This is a genomic window from Cellulomonas sp. P5_C6, assembly GCF_054049635.1.
Map to the genome: position 1 here is coordinate 1 of NZ_JBFULZ010000131.1, position 11,276 is coordinate 11,276.

Annotated in this window: 15 protein-coding genes; 6 read left to right on the forward strand and 9 right to left on the reverse strand. The window is 73.3% G+C overall.

What is annotated here, in order from left to right; all coding sequences use genetic code 11:
• Positions 1 to 1,276, forward strand: a 1,276-nt coding sequence (locus ACXJKG_RS14475) for an FtsX-like permease family protein (RefSeq protein WP_456846447.1), incomplete at its 5' end; no start/stop codon positions are given.
• A 117-nt stretch (positions 1,277 to 1,393) separates the two neighbouring features.
• Positions 1,394 to 2,041: a hypothetical protein gene (locus ACXJKG_RS14480; RefSeq protein ID WP_456846448.1), complete on the forward strand. Its 648-nt coding sequence runs from the start codon at positions 1,394 to 1,396 to the stop codon at positions 2,039 to 2,041.
• Here the strand turns inward: ACXJKG_RS14480 and ACXJKG_RS14485 are convergent.
• On the reverse strand, positions 2,032 to 2,475 hold the full coding sequence (locus ACXJKG_RS14485) for a VOC family protein (protein ID WP_456846449.1): 444 nt from the start codon (positions 2,473 to 2,475) through the stop codon (positions 2,032 to 2,034). The two genes, ACXJKG_RS14480 and ACXJKG_RS14485, sit on opposite strands and share 10 nt — an antisense overlap.
• A 69-nt stretch (positions 2,476 to 2,544) precedes the next feature.
• Here ACXJKG_RS14485 and ACXJKG_RS14490 point away from each other — a divergent pair, with 69 nt between their 5' ends.
• Positions 2,545 to 3,258, forward strand: coding sequence for a Type 1 glutamine amidotransferase-like domain-containing protein (locus tag ACXJKG_RS14490; protein ID WP_456846450.1), 714 nt, complete (start codon positions 2,545 to 2,547; stop codon positions 3,256 to 3,258).
• Entirely contained in the window at positions 3,255 to 3,917 is a 663-nt protein-coding gene (locus ACXJKG_RS14495) for a Type 1 glutamine amidotransferase-like domain-containing protein (RefSeq protein ID WP_456846451.1), read from the forward strand. Before ACXJKG_RS14490 ends, ACXJKG_RS14495 begins: the two co-directional genes overlap by 4 nt.
• Here the strand turns inward: ACXJKG_RS14495 and ACXJKG_RS14500 are convergent.
• Positions 3,912 to 4,400 (reverse strand): winged helix-turn-helix transcriptional regulator, encoded by a 489-nt coding sequence (locus ACXJKG_RS14500; protein WP_456846452.1) that lies wholly within the window; start codon positions 4,398 to 4,400, stop codon positions 3,912 to 3,914. The genes ACXJKG_RS14495 and ACXJKG_RS14500 overlap by 6 nt on opposite strands.
• Before the next feature lie 74 nt (positions 4,401 to 4,474).
• Between ACXJKG_RS14500 and ACXJKG_RS14505 the strand changes: the two genes are divergently transcribed.
• A complete protein-coding gene (locus ACXJKG_RS14505) occupies positions 4,475 to 5,062 on the forward strand; it encodes a dihydrofolate reductase family protein (protein ID WP_456846453.1) in 588 nt (195 codons plus the stop codon).
• Positions 5,062 to 5,865: an MBL fold metallo-hydrolase gene (locus tag ACXJKG_RS14510; protein ID WP_456846454.1), complete on the forward strand. Its 804-nt coding sequence runs from the start codon at positions 5,062 to 5,064 to the stop codon at positions 5,863 to 5,865. Before ACXJKG_RS14505 ends, ACXJKG_RS14510 begins: the two co-directional genes overlap by 1 nt.
• Before the next feature lie 13 nt (positions 5,866 to 5,878).
• On the opposite strand, the gene ACXJKG_RS14515 is transcribed toward ACXJKG_RS14510, so the two are convergent.
• From ACXJKG_RS14515 to ACXJKG_RS14545, 7 genes are all read right to left on the reverse strand, one after another.
• Positions 5,879 to 6,760, reverse strand: a complete 882-nt coding sequence (locus tag ACXJKG_RS14515; RefSeq protein ID WP_456846455.1) for a GNAT family N-acetyltransferase — start codon at positions 6,758 to 6,760, stop codon at positions 5,879 to 5,881.
• Between the two features lie 44 nt (positions 6,761 to 6,804).
• Entirely contained in the window at positions 6,805 to 7,506 is a 702-nt protein-coding gene (locus ACXJKG_RS14520) for a DUF4386 domain-containing protein (protein WP_456846456.1), read from the reverse strand.
• A gap of 87 nt (positions 7,507 to 7,593) precedes the next feature.
• Positions 7,594 to 7,821: a helix-turn-helix transcriptional regulator gene (locus tag ACXJKG_RS14525; protein WP_456846457.1), complete on the reverse strand. Its 228-nt coding sequence runs from the start codon at positions 7,819 to 7,821 to the stop codon at positions 7,594 to 7,596.
• Complete coding sequence (locus tag ACXJKG_RS14530) at positions 7,814 to 8,266, reverse strand: hypothetical protein (RefSeq protein ID WP_456846458.1); 453 nt, start codon at positions 8,264 to 8,266, stop codon at positions 7,814 to 7,816. The genes ACXJKG_RS14525 and ACXJKG_RS14530 overlap by 8 nt, the downstream gene beginning before the upstream one ends.
• Before the next feature lie 71 nt (positions 8,267 to 8,337).
• Positions 8,338 to 9,591, reverse strand: coding sequence for an RNA polymerase sigma factor (locus ACXJKG_RS14535; RefSeq protein WP_456846459.1), 1,254 nt, complete (start codon positions 9,589 to 9,591; stop codon positions 8,338 to 8,340).
• A gap of 2 nt (positions 9,592 to 9,593) precedes the next feature.
• Entirely contained in the window at positions 9,594 to 10,001 is a 408-nt protein-coding gene (locus tag ACXJKG_RS14540) for a YciI family protein (RefSeq protein WP_456846460.1), read from the reverse strand.
• A gap of 96 nt (positions 10,002 to 10,097) precedes the next feature.
• Positions 10,098 to 11,276: glycosyltransferase family 2 protein (locus ACXJKG_RS14545; RefSeq protein ID WP_456846461.1), on the reverse strand; the 1,179-nt coding region annotated here is incomplete at its 5' end.

An 11,276-nucleotide genomic window follows, 5' to 3' on the forward strand; every position in this document is an offset into this window, starting at 1 on the left:
CCCCCTGCTGCTGGGCGGAGCGCTGCGTGTCGCGCGCCGGTCCCGCAAGGCGCCGGGGCTGCTCGCGGCGGCGCGAGCCGGCTCCACCGGGGCGATGCTGCCCTTCGTCGCTCTCATCGTCGTCACGACGCTCGTCGGGCTGTGCGGTGCGCTCGCCGGCACCGCACGTGCCGGTCAGGCGGACGGCGCGTGGGACAGGCTCGGCGCCGACGTCGTCCTGCGCACGACGTCGCAGGACGCCTCGTTGCAGGACGTCGCGGACCGGATGGCCGCCGCCGAGGGCGTCGACGCGGTGGCCGTCGGGCGGGTGCAGGCCCGGGCCCAGGTCTTCGGCGTGCGGGGCGTCGACGAGGTGCGTGTGCTGGCGGTCGACCCGGTGCCGTTCGGAGAGCTCCTCGCGCGCACGCCGTTCGGGGCCGCCCCGGCGCTCGCGGCGCTGGCGGATGCGTCCGGCGCCGCGACCACCCGCGTCGCACCAGGTCCGCTCCCCGCCCTGGTGCCGGGCGTCCTGCTGGGCACCCGGCCGTCGCTGCGCTGGGGGAGCGTGACGGTCGACCTCGAGCCGATGGGTGAGGTCCCCGCGCTGCCCGCGCAGCAGCCCGACGGGACACCGGGCGGCCCCACGGTCGTGGTCGACCGTGACGCGCTGGCCGCCGTCGTCAGGGCCGTCGCGACCGCGCGAGCCGAGCGCACCGGGTCCCGGCCCGCCGGTGCCGAGCAGGACGCAGTGGGTCTGGACACGGTGTGGGCGGTCGGCCCGACGTCGTCCGAGGTGGCGCGCGCGGCCGCCCCGGCCGTCGAGGGGCATGTGCTCGACCGCGCACAGCTGCTCGCCGAGCGCCGGTCCGACCCGCTGGCCGGGGGGCTGCTGACCCTCGTCGCCCTCGTCGCAGTCCTGTGCGCCGGGTACGCGATGACCATCGTCGTCCTGGCTGCAGCCGCCTCCGCTCCGGGGCGTGCCCGATCCCTCGCGACGGCGCGGGTGCTGGGCCTGCGACCACGGGACACGGCGCGGGTCGCGGCCGGAGAGCTGTTGCCGTCGACCCTGGTGGCCGCGGCGGGAGGCGTGCTGCTCGCCATCGCCCTCGTCGGCGCGCTCGTGGCGCCTCTCGCGCTGCGGCTCGTCACCGGGCAGTCGACCGATCCGGGGGTGGTGCTGCCGTGGTGGACGGTGCTGCCGGTCGCGCTCCTCGGGGCGACCGTGCTGGCGGTGGTGGCGGTCGAGTCGTCCGCCCGCCGGCGTGAGCGGCTGGGCCAGGTGCTGCGGGTGCGCTGACGACGGGTCGACGGGGCAGCTGGTGGGCGCACGAGAATTCGCCCGGTTCACTGCTCACGTAGCCGCCCCACGGCGTCGATGCAGAAGAGACGCCACAGGCGACCAAGGAAGCTGGCTATGGCACACGCGCTGAACGACGCAGACCTGCCCGCAGCGCCCCCGCAGGTGGCGGGCGAGGCGGTGAAGCTGCGCGACGAGATCCACCGGCTCTCGCAGCGACTGCTGCGCGCCCGGGAGTCCTACGACCAGGACCTCTTCGGCGGCGACGCCGAGGTGCCCCTCGACGTGCAGCTCGGAGTGATCGAGGCCTACACGGCCAGGCTCGACGGTCTCACCGAGCAGCTCCGCCAGCTGAACGCCGGGATGCTGGCGCCCGGGGTCCCCGAGCAGGCGCGGCGGACCGATGCGCCGCCGCCGCCGGAAGCCCCTGCCTACACAGTGCCGGAGCCCCGCGAGGCACCAGCCGTCGCCGCCCCACCTCCGGCCGCTCAGGCCGGTCCGGGGATCGCGAACCCGGACGGCAGCCCGCTCGTCTGCGACGGCAGCCTCATCCGGACGGAGCAGGCCGCGGTCAGCGAGTACGTGCGGTACGCCGCCGAGCAGCGCTGGGTGGCGACGACCCGCCCCTCGCTCGTCGCCGAGTACGCCGAGGTCTGCGACGCCATCCTGGCGGCCCTCGCGCACAAGCACGGGGCGACGGTCGAGGCCGAGCGCGAGTCGCAGGCCCGGCACGTCGAGGCCCGCTACCGCCGCGACTACGGCTGAGCGGTCGCGAGCTCCTCGGCGAGCATCACGAGGATGCCGCTGGGACCGCGGACGTAGGTGAGCTTGTAGATGTCCTCGTACGTCGCCACGCCACGCAGCGGGTAGCAGCCGTGCCTCGCGGCGATCGCCAGGGCCTCGTCGATGTCGTCGACCGAGAAGGCGACGCGGTGCATGCCGATCTCGTGCGGACGGGTGGGCTCCGTCTCGATCGCGTCGGGGTGGATGTACTCGAAGAGCTCGAGGCGACCGTGACCGTCGGGCGTCTGGAGCATCGCGATCCTGGCGTGGTTGCCGTCGAGGCCGACTGCCGTGTCGGCCCACTCACCGCTGACCGTGTCGCGGCCGACGACCGTGAGTCCGAGGTCCGTGAAGAAGGCGATCGTCGCGTCGAGGTCGCGGACAGCGATGCCGACGTTCTCGAGGATGATGGGCATGCGATCGATGCTAGCCAGCGTGGCCGGGGACCCGCGCGGCTCGACGAGGGCCGCTGGTAGCCTCCGCGCATGTTCGGCACGCTCCTCGCGCTCGGTGGTGGCGGCTTCTCGATGTCCGACGACGGCACGTCGGCCATCGACGACTTCCTGCTCGACCTGACCGGCAAGGACCGGCCCCGCGTCTGCTTCGTGYCGACGGCGAGCGGGGACGCGGACGAGTACTGCCGACGCTTCGAGTCCGCGTTCGCCGGACGCGCCGAGACGTCGGTGCTCTCGCTGTTCGGCCACCAGCCTGGGGGCTATGTCGAGCCGAAGGTGCTCCTCGAGCAGGATGCCGTGTATGTCGGCGGAGGCTCCACCGCGAACCTGCTCGCCGTCTGGCGCCTCCACGGGCTGCCCGAGATCCTCGACGAGGCGGCGGCGAACGGCGTGGTCCTCGCGGGAGTCAGCGCGGGGATGAACTGCTGGTTCGACGGATCCACGACCGACTCCTTCGGGCCGCTCGCCCCGCTCGCCGACGGGCTCGGCTTCGTGGGTGCGAGTGCGTGCCCGCACTATCTGGGCGAGCCCGGCCGGCGTGAGAGGTACCTGGACTGGGTGGCCKACGGGACGCTCAGCGCCGGGTACGCGGTCGACGACCACGCCGCCGTCCTGTTCCGCGACGGGAACCTCGTCGAGGCCGTCGCCGAGAGGCCCGGTCGACCGGTCTTCCGCGTCGAGCGGGTCGAGTCGGGCGAAGCCCGTGAGTCGGAGATCCCGGTACGCAGGCTGGAGGCGCCATGAAGCTGCTTCTCACGTCCGGCGGCGTGACGAACGCCAGCATCCACGCGGCGCTCGTGCGGCTGCTCGGCAAGCCGGTCGCCGAGTCGCACGCGCTGGTGGTCCCGACCGCCCAGTGGGGCCATCCGATGTGCGGGCCGGCGTCGGTGCGGGGGCTGGTGGCGGCGGAGCCCCGGTTCCGGCACCTCTCCGGCCTGGGCTGGGCATCGCTCGGCGTCCTCGAGCTCACGGCACTGCCCACCATCGGCGCCGACCGCTGGGTGCCCTGGGTCCGGGAGGCCGACGTGCTGCTGGTCGACGGCGGCGACGCGACGTACCTGTGCCACTGGGTGCGGGAGTCCGGGCTGGCCGAGCTGCTGCCGTCGCTGCCCGACACGGTCTGGGTGGGGGTGAGTGCCGGGAGCATGGTGATGACACCCCGGATCGGGCCGTCGTTCGTCGAGTGGCCGGCCGCGCCGGACGACCGGACCCTCGGGGTGGTCGACTTCTCGATCTTCCCGCACCTGGACGCCTTCCCGACGAACACCCTGGCGGACGCGGAGCAGTGGGCCGCCGACCTGGGCGCGCCGGCCTACGCCATCGACGAGCAGACGGCCATCACCGTCGTCGACGGCGCCGTCGAGGTGGTCTCGGAGKGGCGATGGAGGGCGTTCGGGTCATAGCTGCTCCGCGGCGGCGGCGTAGGCGGCGTCGAGGCGCTCGAGCGGGCCCGGCCCGTCGCGCGGCATCGGTGGGGCGCCGAGGTGGCGGACACGCAGCTCGTCCATGAGCTCCTGGACGAACGCCGGACCCTCGTCGCGCATGAGCTGCTGCCGGGCCCGGAGCTCGGCGCTGCCCGAGCGCCAGTCGAGGCCCCAGGTGCCCAGGGCGTCGATGATCGGGAGGGTCTGGATGCCRGCCTCGGTGAGGCTGTAGCGCGCACGCTGCCCGCGAGCGGCGGTCCCTCGCGTGAGGATCCCGGCCTCGACCAGCCGCACCAGGCGGTCGGCGAGGATGTTCGACGCGATGCCCTCGATCGACCCGGTGAGCAGCGCCCGGAAGTAGCGGCGGTCGCCGAAGATGACGTCGCGCAGCACGATGAGCGACCAGCGGTCTCCGAGCACCTCGACGGCGGCGTTGATCGGACACCCGGACCGTGGCTCCACGACTCCTCCTTGACACCCTTTGCGTCCTCAATATAGTGGTTGCAAAGCGCAATCACTATCGGGAAGAGGAGACGATGGGCCGCTTCGTCTACAGCATGAACGTGTCCCTCGACCTGCGGATCGAGCAGGTCCCCGGCGACAACGGCGCGGGCGAGTGGCTGCGCATCGACGAGGAGCTGCACCGCGAGTTCAACGCGCAGACGCGGGAGGTCGCGCTCATCGTCCACGGCCGGGTGTTCTACGAGCTCATGGAGGAGTACTGGCCGCGAGCGCGGGAGGACGCGTCCCTGCCGGACTACATGCGCGAGTACGGCGAGATCTGGACCGCGAAGCCGAAGGTGCTGGTCTCCCGCACCCGGCACACCGCCGAGCACGACACGCGGGTCGTCGGCGGGGACGACGCGATCGAGCAGCTCGCCGCCCTGCGGGCCCGGACCGACGGCGCCATCGGCGTGGGCGGGGCCGCGCTCGCCACCCAGCTGCTCCGGGCGGGCCTGCTCGACGAGCTGCTGCTCACCACCCATCCCACGATCCTCGGCTTCGGCCGGCCGCTGTTCGACGACTACGACCGGCCGATCGATCTCGACCCGCTCGAGCAGCGATCGTTCGAGTCCGGCGTCACGCAGCGCCGCTACGCCATCCGCCAGGAGAGTGAGAGCTGATGCTGCAGCAGATCGCGCAGGGCGTGCTCGTCCACGTGAGCGAGTTCATGCAGAGCAACGCCGTGGTCGTGGAGGGCGAGGCGGGCGTGCTGCTCGTGGACCCCGGGGTGCTCGGCGACGAGCTGGCCGGCATCGCGGCCGACCTTCGCGAGCGGGGCCGGCCCGTGGCGGCGGGCTTCTCGACGCACCCGCACTGGGACCACCTGCTCTGGCACGCCGAGCTCGGTGAGCCGCCGCGCTACGGCACGGCCCGGTGCGCGGCCGCCATCCAGGCACGGCTCTCGGACCCGGGCTGGGCGTCCTTCGTGGCCGGGATGATCCCGTCGGACATCGTCGACCAGGTCCCGCTCGACGGCGTGTTCGGCCGGATCGCCGGGCTGCCCCCGGAGACGACGCGCGTGCCGTGGGCCGGACCCGAGGTCCGGGTCATCGAGCACCAGGCGCACGCCCCCGGCCACGCGGCGCTGCTGGTCGCGGAGCGCGGCGTGCTCGTCGCCGGCGACATGCTCTCCGACCTCCTCGTGCCCATCCTCAGCCCGTTCGCGCAGGACCCGGTCGAGGACTACCTCGCGGCGCTGCGGCTGCTCGAGGGCGCGGCCGGCGCCATCGACGTCGTCGTCCCCGGCCACGGGTCCGTCGGCGATGCTGACGAGCTCCGCGCCCGGGTCGACCTGGAGCGGGCCTACCTGGACGCACTGCGCCACGGCCGCGTTCCCGACGACCCCCGGCTCGACCCGTCGGCGCCGTACGGCGAGGAGATGACCGGCATCGCCACCTGGCAGCTCGAGCAGCTCGCGCAGTGACGCGCCCTGTCGGTCAGGCGCCGCGGGAGCGGTCCAGCCGCTCGGGAAGTCGCTCGAACCCGGCGGACTGGTAGGTGGCGATGGCCGGAGCCAGGGAGCTCGGGGTGCAGACCACGACGCTCGACGAACCGAGCGTCCTCAGCTCGGCCGCCGCGGCGACGCAGATCATCCGTCCGTAGCCGCGCCCCCGATGCTCGGCGTGGACTCCCAGGGGCTCGAGCAGCCCCGGCCGTCCCGGGCCGGCCGACCACACCGTGACCCCCGCCACCGCCACGCCTCGGTCGTCGTACGCGAGCAGGCACCGCGCGTCGGCGGCGGGCAGCCCGGCCGCCATCGTGCGCCACAGCTCGTCGGTGAACCGAGGGCTGTCCCACGCCGACCGGTGGACGGCCGTGAACTCGGACTCCTGCCCGGGCCCGACGACCTCGGTCCGCACCCCCGGTTCCTCCACCGGCCCCGCGAGGTCGCGGCGGAGCGGCGTCCACGGCTCGCCGGTGGCCCAGCCGACCTCGGACAACAGGCCCTGCACCCGGGTGCCGTCCGGCGCCTCGACGGACGCCGCGCCCGCCGGCAGGACGCCACGCTCCGGCTCGGACAGGTCCGAGACCACCTGGTGAGCCAGCTCCTCCTCGCCGCGGACCTCGGGCGCCACGGTCATCCGCAGGACCTCGGGTCCGTCCAGGAACCCGACGGCGAGGAGCCGTCCGTCCCGGCTCCAGGTCCGGACCGCCGCCGCCGTCGCCTCCGCGCCGAACCGCCAGTACCAGCCCAGGTCGCCGGGGTGCAGCTGCATCGGCGAGGCGTCGGACTGCCAGTCCCGCATCGCGCGGACGACGTCGCCGAGCTGGTCGACGCCCGGTGTGCTCAGCTCGATGGCCACGTGGCGATCAGACACCGTCCCACCGGGGAGCGCACGCGAATTGCCGACGCCCCGCTCCCTCAGGCGCTCGCGGCCGAGGCGGCCACCAGGTCGGCGCCGCGGCGGACACCCCGGACGAGCAGGTAGGTCAGAAGGGTGAGCTCGGCGACCGTCGCGGTCACGGTGGGGACGGCGGACACGAGCGCCGGCAGGTCGACCGCGGCGGAGACGAGCACGGTGTCCAGCAGCCAGGCGGCCGACCCGGCGGCGACGAGCGGCGCCAGGAACCGGGGGAACATCCCCGACCGGGCGATGAGGAACGCGGCGGACGCCATCCACAGCGAGAAGAAGACGCCGGCGAGCGTGTAGGCCGCGGACTGCAGGTCGAGCAGCAGCAGGGCGATCCCGTCGGCGTCCGTGACCGCCGACGACACGGCGGGGTCGGTGACGACGACCAGCGCCCCCACGTGGAACGTCAGCATGACCAGCCCCATCGCGGCGCTCAGCCATGTGCCGAGCACGAGCGCGGCGGCCGCGCGGGCGTGCACGTGGTGCAGCAGCCGCTGCATCGCCAGGCCGAACAGCGCGAAGGCGGTGGCGTCGAGCACGTCCGCGCCGACGGCCAGCCGCATGGCGCCGGCGTGGTCGGCGATCGCCTGGGCCGTGGCGGCGGCGTCGTCGGGCACGAGCACCTGCGTGCGGGTGAGCTGGGCCCATCCGCCGAGGACGGCGACGACGAGATAGAGCAGGCCGGCGAGGCGGGCGGTACGGCGGACAGACATGACCGGCTCCTTCGGGAGGGCGCGCGAGGGTGTGCGAGGCGAAGGCCACGTGCCTGTGGCACGCGGTCCGGTGAGGGCGAGCGATCTCTAGCGGTCCTCGTCGTCGGGGTACTGGAAGACCTCGTCGAGCGGGACCCCGAACACCCGCGCGATCTGGAACGCCATCTCGAGGGACGGCGAGTACCGGCCCTGCTCGATGGCGATGACGGTCTGACGGGTGACGCCGATGCGGGTCGCGAGCTCGGCCTGCGTCATCTCGCCGTGCGTGAACCGCAACGTGCGGACGGTGTTGGTGACGCGCGTGGTCCTACCCAACGAAGGTCCCCCGGTGGGCGCGGATCTGGGTGATCGCGCCCCAGGTGGAGCCGACCGCCGCCAGGACGAACAGGGTGCTGCCGATCCAGAACCAGTCGACCTCGAGCATCGCGAGGGGCAGCGCGACGATGGCGCCGCCGGCGGTGAACCACAGCGCGATGCGGTCGCCGTAGCGCTCGATCTGGGTGTCGCGCACGTCCAGCCGGCCTTCGTGGTCCCGCACGACGATGGCGAAGACGATCGCGCCGACGATGCTCGCCACGATCGACAGACCCATCGCCCAGAGCATCGGCCCGGCCCACGCGACGTCCGCGACGGGCTGGGTGAGCACGCGCGGGACGACGACCGCGAGGTAGGCGAGGGTGCCCGCCGGGATGACGACCGCGTAGGTCCAGGCCGTGCGCTCGCCGTAGGAGAGGGGGACGTGCTCGTCGTCCGTGGTCATGGGGTCTCCGATCGGTCGGCTGTCCCGACGAATGTAAGACAGACCGGACACCATGTCTAGTTTTCTTTACATCAGGATCCCGATGAGCTGCGCCCGGCCCGGGCGAGCAGGTGCGCGCGCTCGGCCTCGTTCGACGTGAGGCGGGCGGCCCGCTCGAACTCGGCCCGTGCCTCCGCCGAGCGCCCGAGCTTGGCCAGCAGGTCGCCGCGCACGCTCGGCAGCAGGTGGTAGCCGCGCAGCGCCGCGACGTCGAGCAGCCCGTCGGTCACGGCGAGCCCGGCCGCCGGTCCGTCGGCCATCGACACGGCGACCGCGCGGTTCAGCTCGACGACCGGCGAGCGGGTCAGGGCCACGAGGTCGCCGTAGAGCGAGGCGATGCGCGCCCAGTCGGTGTCCTCGGCGTGCGCTGCCCGGGCGTGGCAGGCCGCGATCGTCGCCTGGATCGCGTAGGAGCCGGTGCCGCCGAGCGCCTCGGCCCGGTCCAGCGCCGCGAGACCGTGCGTGATCAGCAGCCGGTCCCAGTGCGCACGCTCCTGCTTGTCCAGCGTCACGATCCGACCGTCGGGCCCGGTGCGGGCGCGCAGGCGGGACGCCTGGATCTCCATCAACGCCACCAGGGCATGGGTCTCGGACTCGCCGGGTGCCAGCGCGGCGAGCATGCGGCCGAGGCGCATCGCCTCCTGGCACAGGTCGGCGCGGGCCCACTGCGCGCCGACGGTCGCCGTGTAGCCCTCGTTGAAGACCAGGTACACGGCCTCGAGCACGGAGCTCAGCCGGTCGTCGAGCTCCTCGCCCACCGGGACCTCGAAGGGCACGTCGGCCGCGCTGAGCGCCTTCTTCGCCCGCGTGATGCGCGCCGCCATCGTGGTCGGCTGCACCAGGAACGCGCGGGCGATCTCCTCGGTCGACAGCCCGGCGACCATCTTCAGGGTCAGCGCGACGCGGGCGTCGACCGACAGCACCGGGTGGCACGCGGTGAACATGAGTCGGAGCACGTCGTCCTCGACGTGGGTGTCGAGCTCGAGGTCGTCGATCGGGGTCTGGTGATCACGCAGCTCGCGACCGAGCAGCTCGACGTTCCTCCGCAGGGTCACGGCTCGCCGGATCGCGTCGACACCGCGGCGGCGGGCGACGGCCATGAGCCAGGCGCCCGGGACGTCCGGGACGCCCGACCCGGGCCACTGCTCGAGCGCCGCGACGAGCGCGTCCTGCGCAAGGTCCTCCGCCAGCCCGACGTCGCGGACGAGGCGGGCCAGGCCGGCGATCAGCCTGGCGGACTCGATCCGCCAGACCGCCTCGATCGCCTGCTGGGTCGCCGAGGTCACTGCTACGTGTCGGCGCGCGCCCGCTCCTCGGCGGCCGCGAGCTCGGCCGGGAAGGAGTCGGCGAAGTCCTCAGGGCCCAGGATCTTGCGGAGCTCGACCTGACCCTCGCGCAGCGGCGAGCGCTTGACCCACTCGACGGCCTCCTCCATGGAGGCGACCTCCCAGATCGAGAACCCGGCGACGAGCTCCTTGGTCTCGGCGAACGGCCCGTCGATCACCGTGGGGCTGCCGCTGGAGTCGAAGGTGATCCGCTTGCCCTTGCTCGAGGGCTGGAGCCCGTCGGCGGCCAGCACGACGCCGGCCTCGACGAGCTGCTCGTTGAACTTGTCCATCGCCACGAAGTCCTCGGGGGAACCGAGCTCGCCGGACTCGGACTGCTCCGTCGCCTTGCCCAGAACCAAGACCTTCATCGTCGACTCCTTCGTTCCGCCCGGGACCGGCCCCGTCGGCCGGTCCCACTCTGGCTCGCCGATGCGTCGAACGGGAAGGGCCGGAATCGACACCGCCTACTCGAACGCCCCGACTGGATCGCGCCGGGCCGCCCGACGTGCCTGGAACCGGTGCAGGGTGCGCCCGATCGGCGGCAGCATCTGGAACACGCACAACGTGGCGAACATCAAGGTGTTCACGCCGACGAACAGGCTCAGCGCCTCGAACCAGGTCGTCTGCAGGATCGAGGACGGCAACGGGTTCCAGCGACGGAGCGTCGGCAGGGCGAGCATCACCGGGAGAGCGAGCGCGGCGGCGGTGGCCGTCGGCCGCGGGACGTAGTTCCAGCCCGACTTCTTCCGGGTGGCGATCTGCGCCAGCGACACGATGAACGTCCACTGCAGGAACAGCGAGTACCCCAGCTCGATCACCAACGGTGCCGCCAGCACCCGCCCGCGCCACCCCTCCGCCCACGCGGTCACCACGCGCTCGAGCAGGAAGATCAGCCCGACGGTCGTCCACAGCGCCGACCAGCGGAACCCGTCCGCCGCCAGCAGGGCGAGCGCCATGAGCAGCAGGTAGGCGTGCAGGGCGATGACCCCGTAGGCGAGCCCGACCTGCTGCCACCAGTAGCGGACGGTCGTGCGCGTGAGCCCGTAGGCGCCGATGTTCTCCAGCGCGCCGCGCTGCCAGCGGTTGCGCTGCTTGCGCAGGTCCCGCCACGTCGGCATGACCTCGGTGACGACGCGGCACTCCGACGGGGACGTCAGCTGCGCGCCGAGCGACTTCAACGCCAAGGTGAGCTCGTTGTCCTCCGTCATGGCCAGCGTGTCGTAGACGTCGCCGAACCTGCCGGGGATCAGGGAGCCCCGGGACTCCGCGATCGCGCGCATCGCGTACGCGCGGATCACCGACGCGGTGCCGGTGAGGACGAACACGTGGCCCTCGCGGCGGTCCAGCACGCGCTGGTAGCGGGCGAACTCGTTGCGCTGCATCTGCCCGAGGACCCGGCCGCCGTCCTCACCCGAGAACAGGCCACCCACCGCCATCAGGTCGGGGTCGTCGTCCAGCCGGCCCAGGGCGACCTCGAGGAAGTCGGACGTGATCGTCGAGTCGGCGTCCATCACGAGCACGACGTCCTGCGCGCCGGCCGTCGGCAGCAACCCGGCCAGCACCTGGTTGAGCGCGCCGGCCTTGGCCTCGGTGTTGCCGACGGTCTCGACGACCTCGACGCCGCGGCTCCGGGCGATCTGCAC

Excerpts from the sequence above, each read along its gene's own strand:
- ACXJKG_RS14530 (WP_456846458.1), bottom strand. The coding sequence starts at position 8,266 with ATGACCACGGACGACGAGCACGTCCCCCTCTCCTACGGCGAGCGCACG.
- ACXJKG_RS14485 (WP_456846449.1), bottom strand. The coding sequence starts at position 2,475 with ATGCCCATCATCCTCGAGAACGTCGGCATCGCTGTCCGCGACCTCGAC.
- ACXJKG_RS14520 (WP_456846456.1), bottom strand. The coding sequence starts at position 7,506 with ATGTCTGTCCGCCGTACCGCCCGCCTCGCCGGCCTGCTCTATCTCGTC.
- ACXJKG_RS14480 (WP_456846448.1), top strand. The coding sequence starts at position 1,394 with ATGGCACACGCGCTGAACGACGCAGACCTGCCCGCAGCGCCCCCGCAG.
- ACXJKG_RS14540 (WP_456846460.1), bottom strand. The coding sequence starts at position 10,001 with ATGAAGGTCTTGGTTCTGGGCAAGGCGACGGAGCAGTCCGAGTCCGGC.
- ACXJKG_RS14505 (WP_456846453.1), top strand. The coding sequence starts at position 4,475 with ATGGGCCGCTTCGTCTACAGCATGAACGTGTCCCTCGACCTGCGGATC.
- ACXJKG_RS14510 (WP_456846454.1), top strand. The coding sequence starts at position 5,062 with ATGCTGCAGCAGATCGCGCAGGGCGTGCTCGTCCACGTGAGCGAGTTC.